The 14,714-nt window shown below is 70.3% G+C and carries 10 protein-coding genes; 6 read left to right on the top strand and 4 right to left on the bottom strand.

Translation table 11 applies throughout. From position 1 onward, the window contains the following. The first annotated feature begins 85 nt into the window (after positions 1–85). A complete protein-coding gene (locus tag OG584_RS06705; protein WP_405776021.1) occupies positions 86–1,132 on the top strand; it encodes a hypothetical protein in 1,047 nt (348 codons plus the stop codon). Positions 1,133–1,260: 128 nt separating this feature from the next. Here the strand turns inward: OG584_RS06705 and OG584_RS06700 are convergent, their stop codons facing one another. Next, positions 1,261–2,328 (bottom strand): LCP family protein, encoded by a 1,068-nt coding sequence (locus tag OG584_RS06700; protein WP_405776019.1) that lies wholly within the window; start codon positions 2,326–2,328, stop codon positions 1,261–1,263. Positions 2,329–2,691: 363 nt separating this feature from the next. Here OG584_RS06700 and OG584_RS06695 point away from each other — a divergent pair, with 363 nt between their 5' ends. The 5 genes from OG584_RS06695 to OG584_RS06675 all read left to right on the top strand — a co-directional run bounded on the left by OG584_RS06695 (position 2,692) and on the right by OG584_RS06675 (position 10,026). Continuing rightward, on the top strand, positions 2,692–4,275 hold the full coding sequence (locus OG584_RS06695) for a hypothetical protein (RefSeq protein WP_405776017.1): 1,584 nt from the start codon (positions 2,692–2,694) through the stop codon (positions 4,273–4,275). A gap of 262 nt (positions 4,276–4,537) precedes the next feature. Continuing rightward, a complete protein-coding gene (locus OG584_RS06690) occupies positions 4,538–6,691 on the top strand; it encodes a hypothetical protein (RefSeq protein WP_405776015.1) in 2,154 nt (717 codons plus the stop codon). 39 nt (positions 6,692–6,730) lie between these two features. Next, positions 6,731–7,546, top strand: coding sequence for a rhamnogalacturonan acetylesterase (locus OG584_RS06685; RefSeq protein WP_405776013.1), 816 nt, complete (start codon positions 6,731–6,733; stop codon positions 7,544–7,546). Beyond that, positions 7,543–8,367 carry a hypothetical protein gene (locus tag OG584_RS06680; RefSeq protein WP_405776011.1) on the top strand — a complete coding sequence of 275 codons (825 nt, stop codon included), beginning with the start codon at positions 7,543–7,545 and terminating at the stop codon, positions 8,365–8,367. The genes OG584_RS06685 and OG584_RS06680 overlap by 4 nt, the downstream gene beginning before the upstream one ends. Before the next feature lie 42 nt (positions 8,368–8,409). Further along, on the top strand, positions 8,410–10,026 hold the full coding sequence (locus OG584_RS06675) for a glycosyltransferase family 2 protein (RefSeq protein ID WP_405776009.1): 1,617 nt from the start codon (positions 8,410–8,412) through the stop codon (positions 10,024–10,026). A 21-nt stretch (positions 10,027–10,047) separates the two neighbouring features. Here OG584_RS06675 and OG584_RS06670 read toward each other — a convergent pair whose 3' ends face one another. The 3 genes from OG584_RS06670 to OG584_RS06660 form a co-directional block, all read right to left on the bottom strand. After that, a complete protein-coding gene (locus tag OG584_RS06670) occupies positions 10,048–11,154 on the bottom strand; it encodes a signaling protein (protein WP_405776007.1) in 1,107 nt (368 codons plus the stop codon). 98 nt (positions 11,155–11,252) lie between these two features. Next, complete coding sequence (locus OG584_RS06665) at positions 11,253–13,385, bottom strand: 3-hydroxyacyl-CoA dehydrogenase NAD-binding domain-containing protein (protein ID WP_405776005.1); 2,133 nt, start codon at positions 13,383–13,385, stop codon at positions 11,253–11,255. Continuing rightward, positions 13,382–14,611, bottom strand: a complete 1,230-nt coding sequence (locus OG584_RS06660; protein ID WP_405776003.1) for a thiolase family protein — start codon at positions 14,609–14,611, stop codon at positions 13,382–13,384. Before OG584_RS06660 ends, OG584_RS06665 begins: the two co-directional genes overlap by 4 nt. Between the last annotated feature and the right edge of the window lie 103 nt (positions 14,612–14,714).

The following is a 14,714-nucleotide window of genomic DNA, read 5'->3' as shown; positions in this document are numbered from 1 at the left end:
GCTCGGGCACCCACCGCTCTCACCAGCTGGAATGTTATTCTCAGCGGTACCGTATGACCGGTTGAGGGAAGGCTGGCAGCCAGCCATGTCGTCGCGTTCCGCACAGGCCGCAGGCCCGGCCACGAGCTGCTGGCTGCTGCGGGGAAGTGACGGCAGGCTCAGCGCGTACGCCCCGGCCGACGCCGGCCTGCTGCGCTGGACCGAACAGCAGCCCGGCGGGCCCGACTGGACGGGGCCGGAATTCATCGAGGCCCCCGGTCTCACCCATGCCACCCTGGCGCAGGGCCCGGACGCCTACATCCATCTGATCACCCGGCGCAGCACCGCCCGGGGTGTCGAACTGATGCACGCGACGCAGTACCAGACGGGCCGTCCGTTCGGTCCCTGGCACTCGCTCGGCAACCCGCACAAGGACGAGCAGCGGGGCCGCGGGATCGGCGTCCCTGCGGCCGTGGTCTGCGCGGAAGGCCGGGTCCATGTCTTCGTGCGCAACGCCGGCCGGGGCGTAAGCCTGCGCAGACAGGCCAAGTCCGGCAAGTGGGAGGGGTGGAAGGACCTGAAGGGCAGTCACCTCACGGACGCACTGCCCGCGGCCGTCGCCCTCCAGGGCCGCGTCGAACTGCTGGCACCGGCGGAGAAGCAGCTGTCGCGCTGGGACCAGGAGGAGCCCGGCGGCGATTTCGCCGAGGCGGAACCGTTCGCCGTCCCGGCCGTCGCCGGTTCCCTGACGGGCCTGTGTACAGCGGACGGCCGCGCCACCTACTTCGGCTGTGCCCCCGGGAACACCGGGGTGACCGCGCACCGCACGGGCGCCGATGCCCTCGCCCTGGGCGGCGCGCCGGACGGCGGGCCGGTGGCGGTACTGCGGACCCCCATAGAGGGACACGACTGCACGGTCCTCGCCCACCGCGCCAGGAGCGGCCGTCCCGCCATCGCCGCCTGCCCCACCGAGGGAGAGGCGGACGGCCTGTGGTGGACGGAGACCGGTGAGCCCTCACTGGGTGCGCCCGCGCTGGCCGTGGACGCGCAGGGCCGGGTGGTGCTCGCCTCGATCGCGGAGGACGGCACGCTGCGGGTCGCACGCCAGAAGGCGGAACCGGGGCTCGCGCTGGCGGCATGGACCCGGGCCTGAGAATCCGGCCCTGCGGTACGCGGCGGACGCTTCCCCGCGGCCGGTGACCGGCCCGGTCGACCGGTACGGCCCGGGGAACGGGCCCCACCCGTACGGGGATCGCCCCGTACGCGGTCAGCCGGAGCAGGTCAACCGCCGTGTGCCGGGGACTTCTTCGCCGACGCGGGGATCTCCGAGCCGGTGCGGATGGCCTTCCACAACTGCGTGGCCTGCGGCTCGGCCGCCACCACACGGTTGGGATCGGCCTTGTCGTACGCCACCGGGAGCATGATCGTCTCCATGGTGTCCGGGTTGACGCCCTTCATGCTGCGGGCGAACTGCGCCAGCGAGGTGAGCGACGCCAGATCCGAGTCGGTGGTCAGCGACTTGGTCGCCGAGTTGGCGATCTTGTACGTCTTGGTGGGGCTGCTCAGCAGGTCCTGCTTCTGGACCTCGCTGAGGAGGTCGAGCAGGAACTGCTGCTGGAGTCCGATCCGGCCCAGGTCACTGCCGTCGCCTATGCCGTGCCGGGTCCGTACGAACTCCAGCGACTGGGTGCCGTTCAGCTTCTGCGGGCCCGCCTTGAGGTTGAGGCCGCTGGCCCCGTCGTGAATGTCCTGCGGGACATCGACGGTCACGCCCCCTATCGCGTCCACGAGCCCCTTGAACCCGGCGAAGTCGATCTCCATGTAGTGATCGATCCGTACCTGGGACATCTTCTCCACGGTCTTCACCACGCAGGCCGGACCGACCTGCGAGTAGACCGAGTTGAACATGACCCGGTTCGCGGCCGGCATCGACGAGCCGTCCGACTTGGCGCACTCGGGCCTGGTCACCAGGGTGTCGCGCGGGATGCTGATCGCGGTGGCCCTGCTCCGCCCCTCGGGCACGTGGATCACCAGCGCGGTGTCCGAGCGGGCCCCGCTCACGTTGCCGCCGGCGATCCTCCCGTTCTCGCCGTCACGTGAGTCGGAACCCAGGACCAGCAGATTCTGCCCGGTGGTCGGCAGTTTCTCGGGGCGGTCCTTGCCGAGCGACTTGTTGATGTCGACGCCCTTGATGTTGCCGTTCAGGTTGCTGTACAACCACCAGGCGGTTCCGCCCGCAGCGAGCAGCAGTACCAGGAGTACGAGCAGAACGATGCGGAGCCGGCGCCCGCGGCGGCGCTGCCGGGGTGCCTTGCGTGAGCGGGGCGGGTTGCTGGTGGCCTGAGTCATGCCGTAGTCGTCCTCTGATCCCGGTAATCGGCGGTTGTGACGGAGTGACGACCGCGTCTGGCATGGGGGGACTGGCGGTCGGCGAGTGCGAAAGCGCAAATAAATGGGGGGCGTCGGCGCAGCCGCTTTCGATTGGCACCAGAGCATATAGGCAAATGTGTGCGTCTATCGTGCTGGTGTGCGTAAGGGGTCCTTGCGTTATGGGCGTCCGGTGAGGTCGCGTGGCCTGGCACCGCGATCCGGGCGGACATAGTGCAAGGACCCCTAAGGGCCTGTCGGTGGCCTTCGATCGGGCAGCCGCCATCCGACAGGCCTCAAAGGGAAGGGGCCGCGGACTCCGCGGCGGAAGGGAGCGACAGCGCGATGGTGGCATCAACCGGACCCGGACCCGGACCCGGCGCCGAGCAGTACGGGCGTCGGGACGAGCAGGCCGCGGCGCCTCTCGCCGGGCTGGGAGGGGGGACTGGCACCGCCCTGCTCGTCGCGGCCACGCCCGCCGACGCGGCTGTTCTGCTCGCGGGCACGGCCGGCCCCGGCGAGGTCACCGTGGTCTGTCTCGACGGCGGGGGACCGCAGGAACGGCAGATGTTCGAGCGGGCCGTGTCCGATGTCGCAGGTCGCGGCCGTCGGGTCTGTGGTGAGCTCCGTGTCCTCGCCGGGCGCGACGAGGGGGCGCAGGTGCTCCTGGCCGAACTCCGCTCCGTAAGGCCGGCGGTGGTCATCACCACGGGGCCCGACACCCCGTCCGGAGCTCCCCCGGGGGACCCGGTCGCCGAGCAGCGCCGCACCGCCGCCGCGCGCGCCGCTCTCCGGGCGGCCGACGCCTACCAGCGCGAGAGCCGGCAGCCGCTCTTCGTCGACTGCCGGGACCCGGCGCTGCCCGACGCGACCGGCTCAGCGCTCCGCCCCCGCTACCCGCAGCCGGCCGGCTGGCTGATCCGGGGGAACGACGGCCGTCTCTCCGCCTATCTGCCCACGGCCGGTGCGGTGCTGCGCTGGACCGAAGGCCCGGCCGGCGGCTGGTCGGCCCCCGAACGGCTGGGCGCCCCGGGCCTGTTGCCGGGCCTGACCGTGGTCCAGGGGCCGGACGGCTATGTGCGGCTCATCGGCCTGCGGCGCACCGAAGGTCCCGGTGGCGCGGTCACCGTCGACGTCGTGTGCGCGACGCAGTACCAGACGGGGCGCCCGGCCGGACCGTGGCACTCGCTCGGCAACCCGCACCGCGCCGAACCGGAGCGGGGCCGCCATGTCGGTTTCCCGGTGGCCGCGTTCGACGACGACGGGACGCTCCACGTCTTCATCCGCAATGACGAGCACACGGTGAACACCCGCCACGAGAAGCCCAGCGGCTCGTGGTCGTCATGGCAGCATCTGCGCGGCACGAAAACCGCTGACGAGCTGGTGGCTCTCCGGGTGCCGGACGGCCGGGTGGAGCTCTTCGCCCGGCTGCGGGACTTCCCCGGGGCGGCGCGCTGGAGCCGGGCGGGGCGCGACGGCGTCTGGACCGAGGACACCGGGCCGAACGTCCACGCCGCTGCGGACACTCTGGCGCCCGCGCCCGAGAGCGGTGCGCTGCGCTACCGGTACGCGGGGACGGGCGAGCTCTGCCAGTGGCAGTGGAACGCCCCCGGCCCCTATGCGCTGCACAGCTCCGACGCTGTGGGAAAGGTCACCGGGGTGACCGGTGTCGACATCGGGGGATGGGCCTGCACCGTGCTGGTCTCCACCGACGTGCACGGGTACTGCCTGGTCGGGTTCCATGTCGACGGAAGACCCGATTCCGGTGTCTGGTGGTCGGGTACCGAGCAGCGTTGCCTGGTTCCGCCGGCGCTGGTCCGGGACCGGCACGGCCATCTGGCGATCGCTACGCTGGACCCGGACGCACGCCTCGCCGTCACACGCCGGATGTCCGGCGGCCAGGGCCTGGACCTGGGTCTTTGGGAATAGTCGTGCCCTGATCGGGGAGGCCGGGCAGTGCTCGGACCCGCGCCGGGGCTGCCGGTGAGTCACGTGCTGTGACTTGTCCGTAACGTTCTTACGGGTACTATCCTGACTCCAGGTAAAGTTCAGGTGAAGGTTTTGGGTGGATCTCCTGAAGCTTTGCTGACGCTGCGGTGCCGCTTCCGCGTTCGCGCTTGTCGCGTACGCATGCCCTGGGGGGAGATGGCGTGTCCGGGTGTGCGTTCGACCAGATGAGAAGAGGACGAGATTGATTGCGGCACTGATCCGCCATGCCGAGATAGCCAAGGGCAAGAACGTCCTTGTGCTGTTCCTGCTGCTGGCGAGCTACCTCGGCATGCTGGTCTCCGGCGCCTTCGGCTCTCTCTGGGCCTTCGCCGCGGCCCTGGTTCTCAGCTACGCGACCGACTTCTATCTGCACCGCGTCGAACCCGATCTGATCCGCTTCCTCGGCAAACTCAAGTGGGGCCTGAGTATCCGCGTCCTGACGCGGGAACTCGGTGTGCTTGTGCTGCTGCGGGACACCGCCGGGGCCGACCGCGACATCTTCACGGTGGTCTTCCTCGGCTTCGCTGCCGTGCATTCCCTGCGCCTGCTGTACACCTTCCTCTGCATGTTCATCAAGCGGCGTCGTGCGCTCCCGGTACGCGTGCGCAACCTCGATCTCAGCGCCCTGAAGATGCCGGAGCCGCCGTCCCCGATCGCCTTCCGGTCCTACGAGCGGAAACTGCTCCACCTGGACAGCGCGGTCATCGCCGGCGCCCTCGCCTCCCGTGCCACGCATGTGATCGGTTTCAGCGTCCTCGGCGGTGCGCTGGCGGTGACCGTCGCCGTTCTCGGCATGCTGCTCCTGCTGCCGACCGTCAAACAGTGCCGCCGGGTGCCCAGCCATGAGCGCACCTTCCGCATCCTGAACAAGCAGGTCGCCAAGTACCGTCCCGAGGTCGTCCTCTACTTCACCTACGCGGCCGGCGCGCGTGACTCCGCCTACCAGGTCAACATGTGGCTGGACACGCTCTCCCGGCTCGGCAGGCGGCCGTTGATCGTTCTGCGCGAGGTCACCACGCTGCGCTTCCTCGCTTACACCTCGCTGCCGGTCGTCTGCCTCCCCAAGGCCGATGACCTCAGCCTGCTCGAACTTCCCGAGGTCCGGGTGATCCTCTATCCGGCGAACGCGGGCAAGAACGTCCACATGCTGCGGGTGGCCGAGGCCAAGCACGTCTTCCTCGGACACGGCGACAGCGACAAGCTGGCCAGCAGTAACCGGGTGAGCAAGGTCTACGACGAGATATGGACGGCGGGCCAGGGGGGCGAGGACCGCTACCAGAGGCTGCGCGGCACGATCCCGGATTCCGCCATCGTGTCCGTGGGCCGGCCGCAGCTCAGCGCGGTCGAGTCGGTCTCGGCCCGCCCGGCCGGCCGGATGACCACCGTGCTGTACGCGCCGACCTGGGAGGGGTGGACGGCCGATCCGTTCCACACCTCGCTCATCCTGATGGGCGAGAAGCTCATCAGGATGCTGCTGAACCAGCAGGAACCGGTCCGGATCCTCTACAAGCCGCACCCTCTGACGGGCAAGCGGTCGGCCGACGCGACCAGGGTGCACCGGCGCATCGTGGCGCTCCTGGAGGCGGACAACGAAAAACGCGACCGCACCAGGGACGGCCGGGGTTCCCGCGCCACGCCGGCGGACGGCGACAAGCGGCTGGCCGGTCTGGAAGCCCGGATGGCCAGGCTGAAGGCATGGACCGTGGTGGGCGTCTACGGCCTCTGGCACAAGGACAGGTCCATGCTCGCCCGGCCGCCGAAGGAGACCTGGGAGGAGCTGCAGACCCAGTGGCACGAGACTTTCTGGACCGCCGGCGGCGGTGAGCGCCACCAGGTGGTCACCGGGCAACTGCCGTCCCTCTACAGCTGCTTCAACGAAGCGGACATGCTGATCAGCGACATCTCCAGCGTCGTGTCCGACTTCGTGGCCAGTGAGAAGCCGTACGCCGTATCGAACCCGTCCGACTCGGACCCCGAGCTCTTCAAGCAACTGAACCCGGCGGCGTCCGCCGCGTACATCCTCGGTCCTTCGTGCGAGGAGCTCGGCTTGTGTGTGGACGCCGCACGCTCCGGCGGCCGCGACCGGCTGGCCGGGCACCGGGAGCACCTCAAGCGCTATCTGCTCGGCGACGGCGACTCCATGGTCCGGTTCAACGACGCGGTGAACGCGCTGTTCGCCCGTGGCATCACGGAATTCCCGGCCGGGGTCAGCGCGGAGCCGATCCTGGCCAACCCGTTCACACAGGGGGCCGCGGCGGTACCGGGCGCGCCCATGTACACCCCCGTGCCCGTGCAGCAGACCGGGTGGATCGGGCAGCAGCTGGGGCCGCAGGAACCGATGGAACAGTACTTCTGACCTGTGGGCGGTGGACACGATCCGATGGAGGGTACGGCGATGTACGGGCAGGAAATGCCGCGCAGACGGATGTTCGTCACGGGGGATTCCACGGTGGTGACGCGATCGGTCGACTACCTTCCGATGGCCGGCTGGGGGCAGACGCTCCCGCTGTTCCTCACCTCCGCGGTCGAGGTCGTGAACTGCGCACGCGCGAAGGCGAGTTCCAAGAGCTTCTACGACCGTGGCCGCTTCCAGTGGATCCTTGACCGGGCCGCCCCGGGCGACTACGTCGTCATCACTTTCGGCCAGGTCGACTGGGAGCCGGAGAAGGGTCTGCACACCGAGCCCTTCGACGAGTATCAGAAATACCTCCGGCAGATGGTGCACCTGACCAGGGAGGCACAGGCGCACCCCGTCCTCGTACTCACCCACGAGCGCCGCAAGTTCGACGCGTACGGCAATGTGCGGCGCTTTCTCCGCACCTATCCGATGGCCATGCGGGAGGTCGCCGAGGAGCTGTCCGTACCGCTCGTCGACCTCTACGCCCAGAGCCTGGCGTGGTGGGAGGAGCTCGGCAGCGACGCCGCCAGGGAGGTCTTCGCGCATCTGAGGCCGTACGAGAAACCCGTCGCCAATCTGAAGGGGGCGGACGACACCCATCTCCGCGCCGAGGCGGCGGTGGAATGCGCGCGGTTCATCGTCCGTGCCCTGCGCGACCAGGGGATCGTCCCCGCGTCCTGGGTGCACGGCCTCGACCGGTCCGACTTCACCACCGACGAGATGGGCTGGCTGGACATCGCGACGTTCGACCGGCTGACCAAGGAGCGCGTGGCGCGGGTGCCCGACGCGGCGCGGATCGGAGCCGGACAGTGACGTATCTGCTGGGCGTGGTCCGCATCCAGGAACCCGGTTTCCCGGACAGCGCGACCTCGGCGGCCGTCCACTGCGAGGCGCATCCCCGTACCTCCCTCGCTCCCGGGCAGACCGTCCGGATCGCGCTGACGGTCCAGGCGGGCCCCGGCATCGGACATGCCTACGGTTATCTGGCGGAGGACTCCTTCGCCGGGGCCGCGGACGTGGTGGCGGTCCACGGCGCCGAGTACTCATCGCTGCTGCGGCACTACCGGGCCCGCGCCGACGGCGCGGGGGCCGGGACCGCGGTCCTGACACTGCAGATCCGCCAGGACACCACGGAGCACGTGCTGCGCCCGGCGATCGCAGCCGCCATCCCCGGCCGCGACCCCCGCAAGCTGCTGCGCACCGAACCGCTGGCCGACGAGGGGGTGCGGATCAGGCGCTTCTCCGCCCCCGGCCGCGCCCTGAACGTACCCGCGCCCGGGTACGCGGCCGCGCTGGTCGACGTACGGGACGGCCTGCCGCAGGGCACCGTCGTGGTGGGACACACGCAGCCGCGCTCCGGTCAGGTGACCGTCACCCACGAGGGCGTCCTGGCCTTCCAGGCGGGCCCGGGGGCCGCCGGCTACGACTACTTCCAGTACGCCGTGCGGGCGCCGTCGGGGGAGCGGGCCGAGGGCCGGGTGGTCATCCACATCGGTGATCTCTCCGAAACCCCGGGGCTGCTGACCCCGCCCGGTTTCAACGGGGCCGGTACCACCGCACACGCGCAATGGACCCAGCCGAAGATCCACGGTCCGCTGCCCTGGCCGCACGAGGGCGCAACGCCCCCCGGCTGAGCCCCACCCCGCTCGCGCCAACCCCGAACGCAATGAAGTCTGGTGATCAGCGTCGTGAACCCCGTGTCCCTCCTTCCCAAGGAACAGCCCGACGTCAGTGTGGTCGTCGAAGTGGCCGACTCCGTGGGCCAGATCGGGCCCTGCCTCGAATCGGTGCTTGCCCAGGGCGATGACAACTTCGTGGTGGAAGTGCTGGTCTTCGACCGCGGCTCCCAGGACGGCACCCGTGAGACGCTCCAGCAGTGGGCGGCCCGCCACCCGGCGCTGAAGTGTTCATCCGCGCCCGCTGCTTCGGACACCCCGGCGCAGGCGCGCAACGCGGGCATCGAGCAGTCGGCCGGCCGTTTTCTCCTTTTCCTCAGTGGTACGGACCGGCTGGCTCCCGGCGCGCTGAGGAGCATGGTGCTGGCGGCCGACGAGAACGACGCCGATGTCGTCCTCGGCAAGGTGGCGGGCCTGGACGGACAGAAGGTCGGCACGTCCATGTTCACCCGGAGCGCGGCCGACGCCGAGGTCGCCACCTCGCGGGTGTACTGGTCACTGAGCGCCGACAAGCTGTTCCGCCGCTCGCTGGTCGACCGCTGCGGGCTGCGCTTCCCGGAGGACTGGTCCCTCGGCGACGACCAGGCGTTCACCGCGCTGGCCTACCTGTACGCGGACCGGATCTCGGTCGTCGCCGACCAGGTCTGCGTCGAGCAGGCCCGCCGGGTCCCCGGGGTGAACACCTCCCGGTTCAGCGGTTCCCTCGCCGACCGGATGGCGCTCACCCGCCGGATGGTGTCGCTCGTCACGGAACGGGTGCAGCCGGGTCCCCTGCGGGACCAGTTGCTCGCCCGCCACTTCGAGCTGGAACTCGGCAAGGCCACCGGGGCCGCTTATCTGGCCTGCGAGGACCATGAGTTGCGCCGGGCCTCGCTCACCGAATGCAGTGGGCTGCTGGACCTCCACGCGGGCCCCGAGGTGTTCGGGAAGCTGCCCCGGCCGCTCTCGGCGCGCCTGGAGCTGATCCGCCGGGGCCGGTTCGCCGAGGCCGAGCGGATGATCGCGTTCGAGCAGGGCAAGGAGAAAGCCGCCCTGTTCGTGGAGGAGGGGCGCGCCTTCCGCCGGTATCCCTTCTTCAGGGACCCCGGAGTAGGCCTGCCCGACGCGTACTTCGAGGTCACCCACACCCTGCGGGCCAAGCACCGGCTGACCCGGCTGAGTTGGTCGGACACCGTGCTCAGGGTGGAAGGCCACTGCTACATCGAGCACCTGTCCACCCGCGACCCGGCCGTCCGAGTGGTCCTGCGCGAGCGGGCGAGCGGCGCCGAGTACCGCTTCCGCGTCTACTCCACGCCCAGCCCCAAGCTCGACGCCGCCACCCGCGCCGACCGCGCACAGGCCGGGTTCGAAGCGAGGCTCGACCTGTCGGCGGCCGACGGCTTCCAGCCCGTCGCACCCGGGCTCTGGGACCTGTTCCTGCACGTCTCCTACCAGGGCGTGAGCAAGGAGGTGCGGCTCGGCGGGACCCGCGCCGAGACGGTCACCGACCGGACGCGGCAGGGTGTCGTGGTCGGCCGGGCCGATGCGTCCGGTCTGGAGACGGTCTGCCACCTTTACGCCACGAAGGCCGGGAACCTCACCGCCGAGGTCTCCGCGAGACGCCCGCTGCCGCAGTGACGGCCGTTCGGTACGAGGCCCTCACACCCGGCCGCACGAGTGGACCGCCAGCATCCTGGCCCGCGAGCCGCCGGTCGCGAAGCCCACACAGAGCCGGGGCCGGCCCGCCAGCGTGACGGCGAGCCCTTCCGGCTCCCGGTAGGCGAGGCCCGCCCCGGAGGTGATCCGTCGCGGGGCCGGGGCGGCGCCGCCGCGCAGGTCGACCGCGGTGACACGGGTATTGCCCCCGGAATCGGCCGGGTTGGTGCCGGACACCGATGTGTACGCGTTGCCCGCGAGCTGGTACACCCGGTCTCCGTGCAGGACGCACCCCTGGAACGTCTCGTCCGCCCCGCGTCCCCGCTGGCGCGCCGCGTGGAGCGGCTCGTAGCGGCCCGCGAGGAAGCTGTCCATGTCGTACACCGCGTACCACTGCTGCCGTTCCCCGTACGCCGGGACCGTCCAGTAGCTCACCATCACCCGCCGCGCGGCCATGTCGACGCTGGGCTGGTTGGCCACTGAGCCGGGCACCGGGCGGTGGTGCCGCAAGCCGGGGTGGCCGCTGTCGAGCACAGCGCCGTCCCGGAAGGCGAACCGGGTGATGGCCTGGCCGTACCCGGTCTCCGGGTGGGCCTGCGACTCCGTCCACAGCAGTGCGCCGGCCGCGGACGGCTCGACGCCGAGGGAGACGCCGTGGCCGAACCCGCGGAGGAACATATGACCGCGGGTCCGCCCGCCTGCGGACAGCCGCGTCACACAGAGATCGCCGCGCCTGTCCCGTTCCGTACTCGTCAGCCGGCGCGGCTCGCCGGGCAGCCGGACCCCGCCCTGGACCAGCTGCACTGCGTAGATGTCGCCCTGACTGTCGTCGAAGGCGAACGACTGGGGCACCGTGGTCTGGTGCAACGGGGTGGGGGCCAGGATCTGCGAGGTGTCCACCGGTTCGGACGTGCCGTCCCGGTCGGACCGATGGTCCGCGTACCACTGGCCGCCGGCCAGCCCACCGGCCGCGGCCGCCGCCGACACACCCGCCCACAGCGCGGTCCTGCGTGAGTAATTCCGCTGCCGTTCCACGAACCGTATTGCTCCCCAGCGTCCGCCGCGCGGCAGATACTCGACTCCCATTCCCACGAACCGGGAAAAGGTCATTTTGTCACATCGACGCGGCCCGCCCTCGACTGCGAGTGCCCGCCCCGGTCTCGCCGGGACGGGCACACAGCTACGGTCTCGCGACGGCGAGAGCCGGGTCAGGCGGGAACGCTCGCCACGCCCTGCGCGAGGAACGGCTTGCCGTTCACCCGCTGCGACACTCCCTCACGGTCCAGGTACGGCGTGATGCCGCCCAGGTGGAAGGGCCAGCCGGCGCCGGTGATCAGGCAGAGGTCGATGTCCTGGGCCTCGGCGACGACGCCCTCGTCCAGCATCAGACCGATCTCCTGCGCGACCGCGTCCAGGACACGGTCGCGGGTCTGCTCCTCGGAGAGCACCGACGTGCCCTGCTTGAGGAGGGCCGCGACCTCCGGGTCCAGCTCGGGCTTGCCTGACTCGTAGACGTAGAAGCCGCGCTTGCCCGCCTTGACGACGGCGGCCAGGTTCTCCGAGACGGTGAAGCGCTCGGGGAAGGCACGGTGCAGGGTCTCGGAGACATGCAGTCCGATGGCCGGGCCGACCAGTTCGAGCAGCACCAGCGGGGACATCGGAAGGCCGAGCGGTTCCACGGCCTTCTCGGCGACCTCGACCGGGGTGCCCTCGTCGATGACGTTCTGGATCTCGCCCATGAAGCGGGTGAGGATGCGGTTGACGACGAACGCCGGGGCGTCCTTCACCAGCACCGCGGTCTTCTTCAGCTTCCGCGCGACACCGAACGCCGTGGCCAGCGAGGCGTCGTCGGTCTGCTCGCCGCGCACGATCTCCAGGAGCGGCAGGATCGCGACCGGGTTGAAGAAGTGGAAACCGACGACCCGCTCGGGGTTCTTCAGCTTCGACGCCATCTCGGAGACCGAGAGCGACGAGGTGTTGGTGGCGAGGATCGCGTGCGCCGGGGCGACCGCCTCGACCTCCGCGAACACCTGCTGCTTGACGCCGATCTCCTCGAAGACCGCCTCGATGATGAAGTCGGCGTCCGCGAAGCCCTCGGCCTTGTCGAGCACACCGCTCACCAGGGCCTTGAGACGGTTGGCCTTGTCCTGGTTGATACGGGACTTCAGCAGCAGCTTGTCGATCTCGGCGTGCACATAGCCCACACCCTTGTCGACGCGCTCCTGGTCGATGTCCGTGAGCACGACCGGCACTTCGAGGCGGCGCAGGAAGAGCAGCGCCAGCTGCGAGGCCATCAGACCGGCGCCGACGACGCCGACCTTGGTCACCGGGCGTGCCAGGCTCTTGTCCGGGGCGCCGGCCGGGCGCTTGGCGCGCTTCTGGACCAGGTTGAACGCGTAGATGCCGCTGCGCAGTTCGCCACCCATGATCAGGTCGGCGAGAGCCTGGTCCTCGGAGTCGAAGCCCTGGTTCAGGTCGCCGTTCTTGGCGGCGGCGATGATGTCCAGCGCGCGGTAGGCGGCCGGGGCCGCGCCGTGCACCTTGGAGTCGGCGATGGCCCTGCCGCGCTCGACCGCCTGGTCCCAGGCGTCGCCGCGGTCGACCTCCGGGCGTACGACCTCGATCTCGCCGCGCAGGACCGCGGAGGTCCAGATCAGCGACTGCTCGAGGAAGTCCGCACCCTCGAAGATCGCGTCGGCGATCCCGAGCTCGTAGACCTGCTTGCCCTTCAACTGCCGGTTCTGGTTCAGCGAGTTCTCGATGATGACCGAGACCGCACGGTCCGCGCCGATCAGGTTCGGGAGCAGCGCGCAGCCGCCCCAGCCGGGCACCAGGCCGAGGAAGACCTCGGGGAGAGCGAAGGCGGGCAGCGACTTGGTCACCGTGCGGTAGGCGCAGTGCAGACCGACCTCCACGCCACCGCCCATCGCCGCACCGTTGTAGTAGGCGAAGGTGGGGACGGCCAGCGCGGACAGCCGCTTGAAGACATCGTGGCCGCCCTTGCCGATGGCGAGCGCGTCCGAGTGGTTCTTCAGCAGCTCGACACCCTTGAGGTCGGCGCCGACCGCGAAGATGAACGGCTTTCCGGTGATGCCGATGCCGACGACCGTGCCCTCGGCCGCCTCCTTCTCGACCTGGTCGATGGCGGCGTCGAGGTTGGCCAGCGACTGGGGGCCGAAGGTGGTCGGCTTGGTGTGATCGAGCCCGTTGTCGAGCGTGATGAGCGCGAACCTGCCCGCACCGCCCGGCAGATCGAGGTGGCGTACGTGCGCCTGCGTGACGACCTCGCCGGGGAACAGCTCGGCCGCGCCCTTCAGGAGATCGGAGGTGGTGGTGCTCACTTGGTGCCTCCGGCTGTGGTGTCGAAGTGAGGGTTCTCCCAGATGACCGAGGCGCCCATACCGAAGCCGACGCACATGGTGGTCAGGCCGTAGCGGACCTGCGGGTGCTCCTCGAACTGCCGCGCCAGCTGCGTCATCAGACGCACACCGGAGGAGGCGAGGGGGTGGCCGAAGGCGATGGCGCCGCCGTACTGGTTGACGCGCGCGTCGTCGTCGGCGATGCCGTAGTGCTCGAGGAAGGCGAGCACCTGGACGGCGAAGGCCTCGTTGATCTCGAAGAGCCCGATGTCGTCGATGGAAAGACCCGCCTTGGCGAGTGCCTTCTCGGTCGACGGGATCGGGCCGTACCCCATGACCTCGGGCTCGACGCCGGCGTACGCGTACGACACCAGGCGCATCTTGACCGGCAGCCCGAGCTCGCGCGCGGTCTCCTCGGAGGCGAGCAGCGAGGCGGTGGCGCCGTCGTTGAGCCCGGCGGCGTTACCGGCGGTGACCCGGCCGTGCGCGCGGAACGGCGTCTTGAGACCGGCGAGCGACTCCAGGCTGGTGCCGGGGCGCATCGGCTCGTCGGCGGTGGCCAGGCCCCAGCCGGTCTCGCCGGCCTCGGGGTTGGTGCGACGCACCGAGACGGGCACCAGGTCCTGCTGGATCTTGCCGTTGGCGTACGCCTTGGCGGCCTTCTCCTGTGAGCGGACCGCGTACTCGTCGGTGCGCTGCTTGGTGATCGTGGGGTACCGGTCGTGCAGGTTCTCCGCGGTCATGCCCATGAAGAGGGCCGACTCGTCGACCAGCTTCTCGGATACGAACCGGGGGTTCGGGTCGACGCCCTCACCCATGGGGTGGCGTCCCATGTGCTCGACGCCGCCCGCGAGGACGATGTCGTACGCGCCGAAGGCGATCGATCCCGCGGTCGCCGTCACGGCGGTCATCGCGCCCGCGCACATGCGGTCCACGGAGAATCCGGGTACGGACTGCGGCAGCCCGGCCAGGATGCCCGCGGTGCGCCCGAGGGTCAGGCCCTGGTCGCCGATCTGCGTGGTCGCCGCGATGGCCACCTCGTCGATCTTCGCCGGGTCGAGATCCGGGTTGCGGCGCAGCAGCTCCCGGATCGCCTTCACGACGAGATCGTCGGCCCGGGTCTCGTGGTAAATGCCCTTCGGGCCCGCCTTGCCGAACGGGGTGCGGACGCCGTCGACGAAGACGACGTCCCGGATGGTACGAGGCACGATGGCTCTCCTCCAGGGTGCGGGATGGCACTGCTGCTGCGGGCGCGCCGGGGCGCGCCGCGCAAGGCCATGCTACCCACGGGTAACCATGCTGCCCAGTCCT

The sequence above is a fragment of the Streptomyces sp. NBC_00859 genome, assembly GCF_045161865.1.
GTDB lineage: Bacteria > Actinomycetota > Actinomycetes > Streptomycetales > Streptomycetaceae > Streptomyces.
The sequence above is the reverse complement of the archived record's forward strand: the minus strand, read 5'-3'. Positions and strand labels throughout refer to the sequence as shown.